The organism is Rhodoflexus caldus, assembly GCF_021206925.1.
Lineage (GTDB): Bacteria > Bacteroidota > Bacteroidia > Cytophagales > Thermoflexibacteraceae > Rhodoflexus > Rhodoflexus caldus.
Window position 1 is genome coordinate 172294 of the sequence record NZ_JAJPRF010000002.1, and the last position, 16005, is coordinate 188298.

13 protein-coding genes are annotated in these 16005 nt (G+C 46.7%); 10 read left to right on the forward strand and 3 right to left on the reverse strand.

Annotated elements, in window-relative coordinates; all coding sequences use genetic code 11:
• Nucleotides 1-24: 24 nt before the first annotated feature.
• The gene (locus NDK19_RS02870) at nt 25-2547 is read right to left on the reverse strand and encodes an ABC transporter permease (RefSeq protein ID WP_250630328.1); all 2523 of its coding nucleotides are present in this window, start codon (nt 2545-2547) and stop codon (nt 25-27) included.
• Nucleotides 2548-2628: 81 nt separating this feature from the next.
• On the opposite strand from NDK19_RS02870, the gene NDK19_RS02875 reads away from it, so the two are divergent.
• From NDK19_RS02875 to NDK19_RS02905, 7 genes are all read left to right on the forward strand, one after another.
• Nucleotides 2629-3204, forward strand: a complete 576-nt coding sequence (locus NDK19_RS02875; RefSeq protein ID WP_250630329.1) for a hypothetical protein — start codon at nt 2629-2631, stop codon at nt 3202-3204.
• A gap of 127 nt (nt 3205-3331) precedes the next feature.
• Entirely contained in the window at nt 3332-3814 is a 483-nt protein-coding gene (locus NDK19_RS02880) for a hypothetical protein (RefSeq protein WP_250630330.1), read from the forward strand.
• Between the two features lie 74 nt (nt 3815-3888).
• The gene (locus NDK19_RS02885) at nt 3889-4530 is read left to right on the forward strand and encodes a TetR/AcrR family transcriptional regulator (protein WP_250630331.1); all 642 of its coding nucleotides are present in this window, start codon (nt 3889-3891) and stop codon (nt 4528-4530) included.
• The gene (locus tag NDK19_RS02890; RefSeq protein WP_250630332.1) at nt 4527-5912 is read left to right on the forward strand and encodes a TolC family protein; all 1386 of its coding nucleotides are present in this window, start codon (nt 4527-4529) and stop codon (nt 5910-5912) included. The genes NDK19_RS02885 and NDK19_RS02890 overlap by 4 nt, the downstream gene beginning before the upstream one ends.
• Nucleotides 5913-5961: 49 nt before the next feature.
• Complete coding sequence (locus NDK19_RS02895) at nt 5962-7119, forward strand: efflux RND transporter periplasmic adaptor subunit (RefSeq protein ID WP_250630333.1); 1158 nt, start codon at nt 5962-5964, stop codon at nt 7117-7119.
• A gap of 48 nt (nt 7120-7167) precedes the next feature.
• Nucleotides 7168-10596, forward strand: a complete 3429-nt coding sequence (locus NDK19_RS02900; RefSeq protein ID WP_250630334.1) for an efflux RND transporter permease subunit — start codon at nt 7168-7170, stop codon at nt 10594-10596.
• 91 nt (nt 10597-10687) lie between these two features.
• Nucleotides 10688-11395 (forward strand): FkbM family methyltransferase, encoded by a 708-nt coding sequence (locus NDK19_RS02905; protein ID WP_250630335.1) that lies wholly within the window; start codon nt 10688-10690, stop codon nt 11393-11395.
• Here NDK19_RS02905 and NDK19_RS02910 read toward each other — a convergent pair.
• Nucleotides 11389-12084: a response regulator transcription factor gene (locus NDK19_RS02910; protein ID WP_250630336.1), complete on the reverse strand. Its 696-nt coding sequence runs from the start codon at nt 12082-12084 to the stop codon at nt 11389-11391. The two genes, NDK19_RS02905 and NDK19_RS02910, sit on opposite strands and share 7 nt — an antisense overlap.
• A 6-nt stretch (nt 12085-12090) precedes the next feature.
• Complete coding sequence (locus NDK19_RS02915; RefSeq protein ID WP_250630337.1) at nt 12091-13374, reverse strand: sensor histidine kinase; 1284 nt, start codon at nt 13372-13374, stop codon at nt 12091-12093.
• Nucleotides 13375-13477: 103 nt separating this feature from the next.
• Between NDK19_RS02915 and NDK19_RS02920 the strand changes: the two genes are divergently transcribed.
• The 3 genes from NDK19_RS02920 (at nt 13478) to NDK19_RS02930 (ending at nt 15966) form a co-directional block, all read left to right on the forward strand.
• Nucleotides 13478-13894, forward strand: a complete 417-nt coding sequence (locus NDK19_RS02920) for a DUF1573 domain-containing protein (RefSeq protein WP_250630338.1) — start codon at nt 13478-13480, stop codon at nt 13892-13894.
• Between the two features lie 74 nt (nt 13895-13968).
• Nucleotides 13969-15324 (forward strand): M24 family metallopeptidase, encoded by a 1356-nt coding sequence (locus tag NDK19_RS02925; protein WP_250630339.1) that lies wholly within the window; start codon nt 13969-13971, stop codon nt 15322-15324.
• Nucleotides 15325-15369: 45 nt separating this feature from the next.
• Complete coding sequence (locus NDK19_RS02930) at nt 15370-15966, forward strand: hypothetical protein (protein ID WP_250630340.1); 597 nt, start codon at nt 15370-15372, stop codon at nt 15964-15966.
• The last annotated feature ends 39 nt before the right edge of the window (nt 15967-16005 follow it).

Here is a 16005-nt window from a genome sequence, read left to right on the forward strand (position 1 = left end):
GCAGGGCTTTTTTAATTGGTTCAATTACGTTTCGGAGCGCAGCACCTCCAACGGCGGACGATTGATGACAGAGCGGCTGTTCCACAGACCTATGAGCAACGTCAGTGCCGTGATACTTCCTACGGTTGCCAGCGGCAGCAATAGTTTGGGCGCGAAAATGATTTCAAAACTGAAATACGACAATGCCCATGCTGCGGCAAGTGCCAACAGTACACCTGTAAGAGATGCAATCAGCCCGATGGACAGATATTCCACGGCGTTGATTTGCAAAATTTGGCGGCGCACGGCACCCAATGTGCGCAAAAGGACACTCTCCTTCATGCGCTGGTAACGGCTGATAATTACCGAACCGGCAAGAACCAACAAGCCCGTCAGGATGCTGAACATAGCCATGAATCGGATGGCAAATGATACTTGGTCTAAAACTTCATCCACAGTCTTCAAAATCAGACCTAAATCAACCACGGAAACGGTAGGAAACTGTTGCACTAATGCTTGCTGGAAACGCGCCGATACTTTTTCGTCGGGTACACGGGTTACAAGTACGTGAAATTGAGGAGCATTCTCCAATACGCCGGCAGGAAACAGCACTACGAAATTGGTCTGCACACGGGAAAAATCTACCTTTCGCAAGTGGCCAATGACGGTTTCAATTCTTTTTCCTTGTACGTCAAACGTAATGCGGTCGCCTATGCGAACTCCCATTCGGTTGGCATAGGGTGCATCAAATGACACAAAAACAGTATCTTCGGCCTTGCCGCGCCATTTGCCGCCGGCATCGCGCTCCGAATCTATCAGCGAATCGCGGTAGGTAACGCGATATTCCCTGTCTAATGCCCATGAAGCAATTTTTGAGGTACTGTCGGCCTTGATGGCTTGCACCGAACGGCCGTTTACCGCCGATACACGCATCGTTACGATGGGGACTTGTTGCAAAAGCGGCAAGTTAAATTGCTTCGCCAAGCGATTTACATCGTCTCGCTGACTGTTTTGAATATCAAAAAGCACCATATTGGGCTGATTTTCGCGGCCTGCAAATTGTACCTGACTCAGCAGCAAATCTTGCATAAAAAATAAAGTGGCAATGAGTGCCGTTCCCAAGCCTATGGATAAAATCAGTGCAAGTGTCTGATTATTAGGTCGATATAAATTGGCAAAGCCTTGTCGCCATACGTAGGGCAGCGACAAAGAGGCAAATTTGCGCAACAACCACATCAGCAGGTAGGCGGTAGCAGCCAGCAGTATAATTGCCACCGCTACTCCAACCATAAACATTGCGGCCTCTACCCACGAGCGCACCTGCAAGCGAGCAAAACCTGCCACAAATAATGCGGTCAGCAGATAGACCGCAATCACCGCCCAGTCCCATTTTTTGCTGTCCTCTTCGTAAGAACTGCGCAAGGTACGCAGGGGCGATACGTTGCGCACGCGTAGCAGCGGCGGCAATGCAAATAAGAGCGCAATCAGTACGCCCGCTGCCATGCCTCCCCAAAGCACCTCCGGAATCAGGCGCGTACTTACCTCTACGGGCAGGAAGTTTCTGAAGACAACAGGCAATAAGGATTGCAGCGCAGCCCCCAGCGATGTTCCGATGACTGCCCCCGCAGCACCCATCAATAAAATTTGCAGCAAGTAAATCAGAAAAGCCTCTCTTCCTGTTGCACCCATACAGCGCAAAACGGCCACCGACGGAATTTTTTCGGCCACATACACATGTACGGCACTTGCTACGCCTACGCAACCCAATAGCAGTGCAACAAATGCCACCAGATTTAAAAACCGATTCAGGTTTTCAAATGCTCGCCCAAGGCTTTGTTTGCGGCTTTCTACGGTTTCTACATTAAACCCTGCGTTATCAATGGATGCCTCCCACTTTTTCAGGAGCGATTCTACATCAGTGCCTTCTGCAAATTTGAAATAGTAGCGATAGTTGAGTCGGCTACCTTTTTGCACAAGTCCCGTGGAGTCCAGCAAGGCAATGGGGATATACACGGGCGCTGCCACAGTGCCCACAATCCCCGACTGCCCGGGCACTTGCTGCAAATTGCCCGCAATAGGAAATCGCAATTTGCCGACAGTAACCGTATCGCCTATGGAAGCCGCAAATTGCAGCATGAGCGTATTGTCCACCAATGCCGCCGATTGTTGCTGGAAACGGCGTGCAGCAGCGGCAGGCTGTGTTTCTATTTGTCCATAGAAGGGAAATTCGCCGCCGAGGGCGCGCACCTGCACCAACCGTATCCCTTTTGCCTTCGGGAAGTAAACCATTGAAGCAAAAGAACACTCACTTGCTTGTTGAGCGGCCTCCGTTGCTACAAGACGCATCAGCGAATCGGGCAGGGGGCGACTGCCCGAAATCACTAAGTCCGCACCCAAAAGTTCTTTTGCCTGCTCATCAATATCTTGCCTCAAATTGCGATTGAAAGAATTGATTGCCACCAAAGCCGCAATACCCAATACGATGGAAGAAAGAAAAAGCAGCAGTTTCCCTCTACTGCGGCGGCTGTCGCGCCATGCCATGCGCCAAAGCCATACAAACAGTTGCATGTACAGTGATTTTTATGCTGCAAATTAAGGTTTTGCGTCATATTATCGCTTAATTTTGGTTAGCAGAATGCGGGGAAGTTTATGCACATCATAGAACCTTTTTACCGTTGGGAAAATCTTTATACTGCCGAGTCGGACGAACGTTCGCCGTTCTATGGCAGAGAGTATGACCTGAATGTATGCCGCAACGATATTTACGGCTATTATATCCATCCGGCATGGGATGAGTTTGGTTCGGAAACGCTGTATTTGAAAATAATTTACACCGACTACAAACATAAGTTTGCCATTATAGAGTTTATCGGCGAGTGGAACGATGCCATCCACAATGATGTCAGTTATCTGAAACGCAATTTGATAGATTACATCAACCGTGAAGGAATTATTTACTACATCCTTATTGGCGAAAACGTGCTCAATTTTCACGGCTCCGATGACTGCTACTATGAAGAGTGGTACGAGGATGTAGAAGATGAGGGTGGCTGGATTTGTGCCATCGGTTTTCGCGAACACATCATTGATGAATGGAAAAGGTTCAATGTGGACAGTTACATCAACTACGGCGGTAGCCTTGAACTGACCAATTGGCGCACCATGCATCCGCTCAAACTATTTCAGACATTGAAGGCAGATTTACAGCGCCGTTTAGGAGCGTAATGTAATTTGCAGCGGTCTTTTTGATTGGTTGAAGCCACCAATGGGCAAAGCAGGATAGTATATTTGTTTTCGCAAATAAAAGAAGGTTGCTGCTGCTCATTTAATAAGTGCCGCTATTATCAACGGTGTGCTTGCCGCATATCCGATATTCAATAAAGCCCCATACATACCCAAACGCATAGAAAATATTGCCTATTTATGGTGGCTCTTTTCCGTCATTGCAATTGTATTGGCAACCGTGCAGTATCTATGGTTGCAGTACAAACTTTTATTTGGTAAACTTCCTGATTTTCTGACAGTTGCCATATTGATTTTTATTGCAAGCAAGATTTTTTCAGTCAATACCAAGGTCGGGCTTGCATGGAAGGTACTGGTAAATGGGCAGGCAAAAGCGTGTAAACAACAGTACTATCAACGCCATGAAAGTATGCAAAAAATACAACGGTTGAATTTCAAAAGTGTGGTTTATGTAAAGCCTATACAGATGCGACTTGAAGAGTTAATCTTTATAGACGACCTTCATTACCGTTACATGCCTCGCGATTTTAATAACCGTGCTCATGCTAACTACTTTGGTATGGACTCTGTACTTGTATGGCGTAATCAATAAAAATCTCCTATGGAAACTTTGAAGTTATTAAAAGTTTCCATAGTTTTGTGCGTTCTTAAACAAAAAGCAAGACTTTGGAACTCAAAGAACGCATATTACAGGAAGCCGACCAGTTGTTTCATGCCTATGGCATTCGCAGTGTCAGCATGGATGACATCGCACGCAAGGCAGGTGTTTCCAAGAAAACCATTTACCAGTACTACAAAGACAAGGACGACTTGGTGTCTGTGATGGTGCATGAAATGCTTTCACAGGACATTCGTCATTTTCAGCACATCAGCGAAAAAGCCCAAGATGCCATAGAAGAAGTGATTCTGGGGGCAGAGCAGATTAAAAAAATGATTCGGATGGTTAATCCGGTAGTTGTTTTTGACCTGCAAAAATATCATCCTAAGGCGTGGAGCATCTATAAAAACTTCAAAGAGCAGTATTTCCTTGGTGCGCTGATTCGGCTGATGCATCGCGGCATAGAGGAGGGGTACTTTCGTAAAGACATTAACGTAGAAATACTCGCCAAAATGCGCGTGGAACAAGTTCAGATGGGTTTTGACCCCACGCTTTTTCCTTTTGACAAATACAATGTGATGGATGTACAGTGGGCTTTTTTTGACCACTTCATTCATGGCATTGTTACTTTAAAAGGTTATTCCAAACTCATTCAGTATCGTCAGGTTTATTATCAAAACGAAAAACTTTCACAATCACTACCTTCATGAGAACCGCTCTCACATTTGTTTTCATCGTGTTTATTCTGCCGTTTGTGGTGGCACAAGGCGCACTTTCGGCAGGAAACAACCCCGAAAAGGTGGTTTTGCAGAACTATACGCTCGAGCAGTGTATAGACTATGCCATTAATCACTCGTTGTCCGTAGCCAATTCCAAAGCAGATTTGGAAATTGCCAAAGCGCAGGTAGGCGTTACCCGTGCCGATGGTTTGCCGCAGATTAATGCAGGAAGCAGCATGTCGCACAACTACAAACTGACGGTAGCATTCTTGCCGGCACAGTTTGTCAATCCCAATGCGCCTGCCGGTGAGTTTGTGGCACTGCCATTTCAGCCGCCGTTTCAGGGCAATGCTGCCGTTTCCGCCAATCAGATGATTTTTGATGCCACATGGTTTTTGGGGCTTCGTGCTGCTGCCGTATATACGCAACTGGCCGAGAGGAACGTTATCCGCAGCAAGGCAGAAGTAATAGAGGGAGTAACGAAGGCGTACTACGGGTTGCTCATTTCGCAGGAGCGCATGGAACTGCTCGATGCCAATTTGCAGCGCGTGGAAACGCTTTTCAACGAAACCAAGGCAATGTATTCCAACGGTTTTGTAGAAAAAATTGATGTGGACAGATTGGAAGTAAGCCTTAATAATTTGAGAACGGAAAAACAGCGGGTAATGCGCCTGATTGAAATGAGCAAATCATTTCTCAAATTCCAAATGGGGCTTCAGCAAACCGATGAAATCACCTTGGGGGAATCGCTGCAAAAAATTAATCCCGATGTGCTGCTGTTGCAGGCACAAATGCAGGAATCATTTGACTACAAGTCCCGCCCTGAGTACAGCCTGTTAGAAACCCAACGAGAACTGAATATTTTGGCCATTAAACGCGACAGGCTGGGCTATCTGCCGCGCTTGTCTGCCACATTTCAGTACGGCGGCTTGGTCGGCCCTTCTAATGCCGGCGATTTGTTCAAATTCGGCAACTGGAACGGCTTTGGCAACGTAGGGCTTACCCTGAGCGTTCCCATTTTTGACGGTATGCGCCGCCATTACCTAATTCAAAAAAGCCGCTTGGAGTTGATTAAAACGGAAAACACCATGCAGAACTTGCGCCGCAGCATTGATTTGGAGCAACAGCAAGCACAAACCAATCTGGCCAATGCGATGGACAACCTGCAAACACAGCGCAGAAACATGAATTTAGCGGCAGAGGTGGCACGTATCAGCCGCATCAAATACAAAGAAGGCGTAGGCTCTAACTTGGAAGTTATCAACGCCGAGAACGATTACAAGCAGGCCGAAACAAGCTACTACAATGCACTGTACGAGGCACTGATTGCCAAAGTTGATTTAGACAAAGCCAAAGGTAAACTCATCAAATAACAGCAAAACTTAGCTTATCACACCAACTCACCAAATATTTATTACAACCATGACAAGATATTATGCTTTTGCGCTTACCGCCCTTATGGCCGTAACCGCTTGCAATAAACAAGTTGATGATTCTCCGGAAGGTAAACGCAAGCGCCTGTCGGAGTTGAAAGAACAAGCCGCTAAAATTAAGTCGGAGATTGCCGTTTTGGAGGCAGAAATAGCCAAAGCCAATCCAACGGCAGCAGTCAAAAAATTAGTTGAGACAGAAGCCTTAACCGCGCAGGATTTTGCGCATTACGTAGAGGTGCAGGGCAACGTGGCCTCCGAGCAAAACGTAATGATTGCCCCCGAAATTGCGGGCGTAATTATCAAACGCTACGTGCAGGTTGGCGATATGGTGCGCAAAGGACAGGTGATTGCCGAAATAGATGCCGAAAACATACGCAAGAATATTGCCGAGATAGAAACCCGCTTAGAACTGGCGCGCACCGTTTATGAGCGTCAGGCAAACCTCTGGAATCAGAAAATAGGCTCCGAAGTGCAGTATTTGCAGGCAAAAAACAACATGGAAGCCTTGGAAAAAACACTGGCCACAGCCAAAACACAACTGAACAAAGCACTTGTGAAAGCGCCTATAGACGGTATGGTGGAAGACCTGATGCAAAACGTGGGCGAAATGGCTAACCCTGCCATGCCTATGGGGCGCATTGTAAACATTGCGCAGGTGGAAATCAATGCCGATGTGTCGGAGGTTTACACTACCTCCGTTAAGCGCGGCGATGAGGTGCTGGTAGCATTTCCTGCCGTAAACAAAGAGTTGCCACTGAAAGTAAGCATGGTTGGTCAGTTCATTAATCCGACAAACCGCACTTTCAAAATTCAGATGCGCACTGCCAACCCCGACGGGCTGTTGAAGCCTAACTCGTTGGCTGTCATTAAAATACGCGACTTTTTCCGCAAAGATGCCATCGTAGTGCACTCTCACCTCATTCAGCAGTCGGCCAATGGCGAGCAATTTGTTTACGTGCTGCGCGATAAAAACGGAAAGAAAACAGTGGAGCGCGTAGTTATCAAAACCGGTAAGTCATACGGCGGCAAAACACTGGTAGAACAAGGGCTCACCCTCGGCGACCTTATCATTACCAAAGGTTATAACGAAGTGGTGAATGGTGATGAGGTAGAAGTAAGCACTGATAAAGTAGCTCAAAAACAATAAGTTACGCAGTTTCTTTTCACGCAAATCTTTCACACGATTTTTCACGCAATGGAAGAAAATAAAGACATCAAGCGAGAGTTCGGCCTGAGTACGCTGTCAATTAAAAACCGCACCAGCGTGTTCATTCTGACTTTCATTATTGTTGTGTTCGGATTGATTTCCTACAACAATATGCCCAAAGAGTCCTTTCCCGAAATCGTATTTCCTACGATTTACGTGAACACGGTATATCCCGGCAACTCGCCCGTAGATATTGAAAACCTTATTACCCGACCTATTGAAAAAGAAATCAAAGGGCTGAAAGGGGTGAAAAAAGTAACTTCCACCTCGGCACAGGATGTTTCGGTTATAGTGATTGAGTTTACGGAAAAAGTGCAGATATCCAAGGCATTACAGGATGTAAAAGATGCCGTGGACAAAGCCAAACGCGACCTCCCAAGCGACTTAGACCAAGACCCGAGCGTAATGGAAGTGGATTTGTCGGAAGTACCTATCGTAACGGTTAATATTTCCGGCGACTTTGAAATGGCTCAATTGAAAAAGTATGCCAAATATCTGGAAGAGGTTTTTGAAGCATTGCCCGAGGTGTCCCGCGTAAATATCACCGGCGCTTTAGACCGCGAGATTCAGATTAATGCCGATATCTACAAAATGGAAGCTCGGCGCATCACTTTTTCCGATATTGAAAATGCGGTACGTGCCGAAAACGTTACCATATCGGGTGGTGAGGTACTTACCGACGGCTATCGCAGGTCTATGCGCATTTCGGGAGAGTTTAAAACCGCCGATGAAATTGCAAACATCATTATTAAAGCCGAAGACCAAAATGTGGTGTACCTTAAAGATGTGGCCGAAGTAAAAGACAGCTACATTGAGCGTAAAAGCTATACCCGACTGGCAACGCAAGATTTTCTCAAAACAGGAGGACAGCCGGTTGTTTCCCTGAACGTAGTGAAGCGTAACAAGGAAAACTTGATTGCTGCCGATGCAAAAATTCAGCAAATACTGGCCAATGCCAAAGCCTCGGGTGCTTTGCCTGCCAACCTGAACGTTATCCTCACTAACAATCAGGCAGACCAGATGAAGGTGCAAATCAGCAACTTGGAAAACAGCATCATTTTCGGGATGATTCTGGTAGTAGGTGTATTGCTATTCTTCATGGGCTTGCGCAACGCAATGTTTGTAGGAATTGCCATCCCGCTTTCCATGATGCTTTCGTTTATCATCCTGAGCTTCATTGGCGCTACCATCAACATTATGATTCTCTTTTCGTTAGTATTGGCGCTGGGGATGTTGGTGGACAACGCAATTGTGGTGATAGAAAATACCTATCGCCTGATGGAAGAAGGCAAAACCCGTTTGGAGGCAGCTTTGCAAGGGGTAGGAGAGGTTGCAGTACCCATCATCACCTCTACGCTGACTACATTGGGCGCATTCCTTCCGCTGATGTTTTGGGGCGGATTGGTAGGTGAGTTCATGAAGTTTTTGCCCATCACGCTGATTGTTGTGCTTTCAGCCTCTTTGTTTGTGGGGTTGGTGGTAAACCCCGTTGTGGCTGCAACTTTCATGAAGTTGGAAAGCGACCAAACCGCACCGAAGCCATTGGTTCGTTTTGCTATGTTGTGCTTCGTGTTGGCTGTGCCCGCTTATTTCTTGGCCGATACCTACACTTGGGGCAATATACTAGTAACACTTGCAGTGCTAACCCTTGTCAATGTGTTCTTTTTCCGTCCGGCTTCGCGCTGGTTTCAAGACGTACTGCTTACCAAATTGGAAGTGTTGTACAAAAACACCATTCGTTTTGCCTTGAAAGGACGTTTGCGCCCGCTGTCGTTTTTCTTTGGCAGCATTGTGCTGATGTTTGCAGGTATCATCATCTACTTTGGCAGCAAGCCAATGGTTGAGTTTTTCCCCAATGCAGAGCCGTCTATTGTTTACTTGTACATAGAAGCACCGTTAGGGTCAGACGTAAATACGACCAATCAACTCACGGAAGCTGTTGAGAAAAAAGTTTACGAAGTGCTGCGTCCCTATGAAAAAGCAGTTAAGGCCATTATTACCAACGTGGGCGAGGGAACAAGCAACCCCAATGATTTTTCGCAAGGCAATTCCGTTACTCCGCACAAGAGTAAAATTACCGTAAACTTTGTAGAGTATTCACTGCGTGGCGGCCTGAATACCCGCGAAGCACAGCGCGAACTCAGCGAAATGGCCAAAACCATACCGGGCCTGAAAATCGTAACCGATGCCCAAAGAAGCGGCCCGCCTGTGGGAGCTCCTATCAATATTGAAATTATTGGCGATGACTATCTCACGCTGATACGCGAGGCCGAGAAAATGCAGGAAATTATAGAGAAAAGCAACATTGCAGGCATAGACGGCTTGAAAATAGGCATAGACATCGGCAAGCCTGAACTGCTGTTGCAAATTGACCGCGCCAAAGCCCAGCGCTTAGGACTTTCTACCTCCATGCTGGCAATGAATATGCGGACAGCCATTTATGGAAAAGAAATTTCCAAAATTAAGGACGGTAAAGACGATTACCCCATCAACCTGCGGCTTGGCGATAACTTCCGCTATGACCTTTCGCGCCTCAACGACCAGAAAATCACTTTCCGCGACAACAAAGGCCGTTTCAGTCAGATTCCCGTTTCTGCGGTTGCCAGCATGGAATACACTTCCTCATTTGGTGCGGTAAAACACAAAAACAACGAACGCTTGGTAACGCTGACTTCCAATGTAACGGAAGGTTACAATGCCAATGAAGTAGTTTCACAGGTAAAAGAAGCACTTGCCGACTATACGCTGCCCCCGGGTTACAGTTTCAAATTTACAGGCGAGCAGGAAGAACAGGCAAAATCAATTGCATTTTTGATGAATGCCATGCTGATTGCATTGGCACTGATTTTCCTGATTCTTGTATCGCAGTTTAATTCTCTTACGCAGCCACTGCTGGTAATGGCAACCGTGCCTTTCAGCTTGATAGGCGTATTCCTCGGGCTTGCGATAACCCGCTCCGATTTTGTGGTGATTATGACCGGTATCGGTATTATTTCGCTGGCAGGTGTGGTTGTAAACAATGCCATTGTATTGATAGACTGTGCCAATATGCTCATAGCAAACCGCAAGCGCGAGTTGGGCTTATCCGAAGATGAGCGATTAGATGCCAACGAAGTGCGGGAAGCACTCATTCAGGCTGGCTTTATGCGCCTTCGTCCGGTATTGCTGACAGCTATTACCACCGTTTTGGGCTTAATTCCGCTGGCCATCGGTTTGAACGTTGATTTCTTTGGCTTGTATTCTCATTTCAACCCCGATATCTATTGGGGCGGTCAAAATGCCGATTTCTGGGGGCCTATGGCATGGACGGTAGTATATGGGCTTACCTTCTCTACCTTCTTGACGCTGGTAGTAGTGCCTGTGATGTACTTCCTTGCCGACCGCCTGACTTATCGTTTAGGTAAGTTGTTTGCATAAGCGTTAATTGTAGTATCTGATTTCGTTAGTAGTCAGTGTTGCCGCACCCTTTGGGTGTCGGCAACCTTTTTTTGTATAGTTTTGCAGCCTTATGAATGCTGCCGAAAACAAGCTGATTTATCGCCGACTTTCCCAAAAGGGCTTTAAACCTTCGCATGTAGCCGAAGTAGGTGTTTACTTGCCCGAAACGTCTAATATTCTGGACTATATCAAACAAGGTATCCGCACCACGCTCGTGGAGGCAGACCCACGCTATGTGGCAGCCATTCGGGAATATTTTGGCGATAAATACCCCATTACGCTGCATCCCGTAGCAGTTTTTGACAGCGAAGGAACCATTGAGTTGATGAATCGGGCAGCTTCTACTTTTGCAAGCATATTGGAGAGCAGCCCTGCGCTGGTAAACGATGCTTACAAAAAACAGGATGCCGATAAATTTACCGTTCCTGCTAAACGATTTGACAGCTTAGACGACGGTACGATAGACCTGTTAAGCATTGACATAGAAGGTTGTGAGTGGTATGTGCTTAAACACATGATAAGCCGTCCTGCCGTTATTTCGGTTGAAACCCACGGCAAGCGCTACATCAATCCCTTTATTAACGAAATAACCCAATGGATGGAAGACAACGGCTATGAGCTTTGGTACAAAGACTCTAGCGACAGCGTGTATATCCGTCGCGGGTTGTTTCCCGTAACGGCTGCCGACCGCAGGAATCTCCTGTTCAGCGAGTGGCTGCTTGCATGGAAGCGGTTCAAAGCCAATGTAAAGGATGCTCTATTGGGCAGAAATCAATGATTACCTACCGTCAGTTTGAAGCCCACACCGTGCAGGTTTTCAATGGCGATTCTTTCATCGGCTTTCAGGTATTTGCGCAGTCGGGAAATGAATACGTCCAAACTTCTTCCGGCAAAATAATCGTCTGTTCCCCATATTTCCTGTAAAATTTCTTCGCGTTTCAATACACTTCCTTTGTGGCGGCAGAAAAGTGCGAGCAAGTCGGCTTCCCGTTTGGTAAGCAGTTGTTTGCTGTCGCCGTTGATGAGCAACAGGTTATCCATATCAAACAGATAATTGCCTATGTAATAGGTGTTTGTTGCAGTCGGAGGGGCACTCACTTTGCTGCGCTTCAGAAATATCTGAATTTTTAAGTCCAATTCTTCTATGCTGAAAGGCTTTGTCAGGTAGTCATCCGCGCCAAGCCGCAGCCCGTTGATTTTATCTTCCTTTTGCGATTTGGATGTCAAAAAAATAATGGGAATTTCAGCGTCCAATTGCCTGATTTCTTTGGCAAGCGAAAAACCGTCTAAGTCGGGCAGCATTACATCCAGCACGCAAACATCGGGGCGTTGTGCCTTAAAGGCAGCAAGCGCATCTTTTCCGTTTTCGCAATGACGGACGAGGTAGCCGCGCAGTTCCAAATTGTCCTTAGTTACAAAACCCAGACTCAGGTCGTCTTCTACATACAAAATTTGAGGAGTTGGCATGAGCAATTATTGGGATTGTTTGGGTATCACGATTTCAAAAATGCTGCCGCCGCTTGGGGGGCAACTGAGCCTGATTTGCCAGCCGTGCGCTTTTACGATGTTGCCCACATAGTGCAAACCAAGCCCAAATCCTTTGACATTGTGTAAATTACCGGTAGGAATGCGGTAAAATTTTTGAAATATTTTTTTGCGGTATTGTTCGGGAATGCCCGGGCCGTTGTCTGCTACGCGCAGAATAACCCGTTCGTTTTCCGATAGTACCTCCAAAGAAATTTCCGGATTTTTACCCGAATACTTAACGGCATTGTCCAACAAATTGATGATAAGGTTAGTCAAATGGCTGCTGTCGGCATTGATTATTGCCGGAACTTCGCTCAACGATAGTTTTATCAAGGCTTCAATGCCTTTTTCCTTTAATTGCAACTGAAAATAGCTGACCGTTTCGGCTGCTAATTCATTGAGATTCAGGGTTTCTTTCTGCAACGTCAGCCCGATTCGCTCGGCGCGGTTGGCCTGCAATACACTCTCTACTTGTTTTTGCAGCCGCTGCGTTTCTTTTTTGATGATTTGTGCATAGCGAAAAAGCCGCTCGGGCTGTTTCACAATATCGGGATTCATCAGTACGTCGGATGCTATGTTGATGGTAGAAATCGGCGTTTGAAATTCGTGGGTCATATTGTCCACAAAATCCTTTTGAATCTCGGCCAGCCGTCGTTGTGCCAGAATCACATAGAGTGCATAGGCAAAAAACAGCACCAATGCCAAAATCAGGAAAGAGGAAAAAGCCCACAGCCGCATATCGTACAACAGATATCGGTTTTTATGTGGAAAACTCACGCCAAAATAGTAGATAAATTTGTCGTATTTGGGTAATTCGCGACGGGTAACGGCCTCCTCTTTTTTGTTATTGCTGTGTCGGATATAGCTTCCGTACATCATTTTATCCGTCGTGCAGTCGTAGATACCGTATTCAAAATCAAGTTGCAGGTTACGCTTGCTGAACTCGCGTTTGAGGTACGATTCCAGAATGTTTACGTCAATCACATCATTTACATTTACGATAAAATAGTCCGACGCTACCTGATTGACTACATCGGCAATGGGCAGCGTGCTTTTATTATAGGCTGCAATTTGCTCGGCAACCGTTTGGAGCGCAATGTGGATGCTTTGGTCTAATTGCTTTTCTTTCAAATTAAACGCATTGCTCACCCAGTAAATCTGTGTGAGGATAATCCCGATAATGCTCAGCGTAGCGGGAATCACTAATCGGCGAATGGTTTGGCGCTGCATTAACAAGTCATTAACAAACCTTATCAATTCATTAACGCAAAGATTGCAGGTCTTTACGTTCTTTTGCAAAAAGAATGTTTCACCATTAAATAAAATCCTTGCCATGAAAAAGCAATTCTTCTTCACACTGGTGTTTGCCCTGATGGTTTCCGTAGTTTCATTTGCACAAAATGTACAAACAAAACCGGTTGCACAAAACAGCAATCTGGCCGTGTTCCAGTGGGATAAAACTACTTATGACTTTGGCAATATCCCTCAAAATCAGCCTGTTACGGCTGTTTTTAAGTTCAAAAATACGGGAAAAGTACCATTGGTAATTACCAGCGCGGTAGGTTCTTGCGGTTGTACAGTTCCCAACTGGCCAAAAGACCCGATTGCTCCGGGCGAATCAGCAGAAATTAAAGCAACCTTCAATGCGGCTGCGGCAGGTGCTTTCAACAAAACCGTCAGCATTACGGCCAACGTAGAAGGCGGAACAGCCATTTTGACACTGAAAGGCAACGTAGAAGTGAAGCAGTAAGTAATTACCGTACATATTTTGCTCATTGCCGTTTGTTGGTATATATTGCCGACAAACGGCAATTTTGTTTTACTATGTTCCGAAAAATATCTGTATTTATGGTTGCCTGCTGCTGGGCAACCCTTGTAGCGGCACAAAGCAATTTACCGCGCATTTTATCTTTACAAGAACGTGCAGTTGTTCGCGACCGTTTGCTGGAAGAACGCATGACCACCGTATTGCCTGCGCTGATGCGCGAAAATGGCATTGACCTGTGGCTGCTGATTGCAGAGGAGTATAACGAAGACCCTGTTATGCGCACCATGCTGCCCTCTACGTGGATTGCCGCGCGCCGAAAAACCATTTTGTTCATTTACGATAAAGGCGGCAATCAGGGGTTGGAACTGCTGGCGGTTGCCCGCTACAATGTCGGTAATTTGTTCAAAGCTGCGTGGATTCCCGAACAAGAGCCCGACCAATGGAAGCGTCTCATGCAACTGATAGAAGAACGCAACCCCAAGCGAATTGCACTGAACTACTCGGAAACATTTGCTCATGCAGACGGCATCAGTCGCACCGAATATGAGAACTTTATGAGCCGTTTGCCCGAAAAATTCAAGGCCAATGTAGTTTCGGGCGAGCGTTTGGCCGTAAACTGGCTGGAAACCCGCACTCCTTCCGAAATGATGATATTTGAGCAGGCAAGCCGCATTGCGCACCTGATTATTGCCGAAGGACTTTCCGAGAATGTGATTCAGCCCGGTGTTACCACCACCGACGAGGTGGTTTGGTGGTATCGTGAACGCATGGCCGAACTGAAATTGCAGGCATGGTTTCACCCCACGGTAGATGTGCAGCGCCCCGACCAGCCACTCTACTCTTTTGCTTCCCGCCCCGACGGGCAAACGGTTATTATGCCCGGCGATGTATTGCACATAGATTTTGGCTTTGAGTACATCGGTATGCACACCGATACCCAGCAGATGGCATATGTGCTCAAACCCGGGGAAACCGATGTGCCCGAATATCTGAAAAAAGCACTGGCTGTCGGCAATCGTTTACAGGACATTCTGACCGGCCATTTTAAAGCAGGCAGAACGGGCAACGAAGTGCTGAAACAAACGCTTGCACAGGCCAAAAAGGAAGGCATCAATCCGCAGGTGTATTCGCATCCGCTGGGTATGCACGGCCACGCCGCCGGCCCTGCCATCGGTATGTGGGACAATCAGGAAAGCGTGCCCGGCACAGGAGAATATCCGCTGCGCCCCAATACGGCCTATGCCATCGAGCTGAACGTGAAAGTGCCGCTGCCCGAGTGGAACAACAAAGAAATACGCATCATGCTGGAACAACCTGCCGTTTTTCAGGACAACGGACAGGTTCGCTACATAGACGGGCGACAAAAAGAATGGCTATTAATTCCAAGAAAAGTACAATATTTGAAGCCGTAAGAGCAACCGGATACATCCAAACTGCGTATCACTATGAAATTGAACATGCCAGTTTTTATGCAAAAGACCTTGCGCAATATCATCATCGTCATCTTATTGATTTTTGCGGTCAGCTATGCCAAAGCGCAAAACGACAGTACTTTTACTCCACGCAAACAGTCTGCAAAGGCCGACGATGGTACGCGATTTATTGACCGCGTCCGTTTCGGGGGTAATTTCAGCTTTCAGTTTGGTAACGTAACTTTTATTGACGTATCGCCTTTGGCCTTCTACCAGGCAACACCACAGTTGCAGGTAGGCGTGGGTGCTACCTATCAGTACATTCGTTTCAGTTTCAGAGGCTTCAATACAACGGCTAACAGCATTTACGGCGGGCGTGTATTCGGGCGATTTTTCCCGTTTTCCACTTCTCCGTTTTTTGCTCATGCAGAGTACGAAAGCCTGAATGCCGCCTATTTTGACCAATTGGTAGGCGAAGTACGCCGCGGATGGATTCCGGGCACATTTTTAGGAGCAGGTTACAGCCAGCGGATGGGGCAGCGTGCGGCATTCAACTTTACGGTACTTTACAATTTCTCATGGAATCAGTTTCGCTCGCCCTATGCAAGTCCTTGGGTGGTGCGTGCCGGATTCCATTTTTAGCACATTGGCAGTCTGACGCCTGCATTGAATCAATCGGGT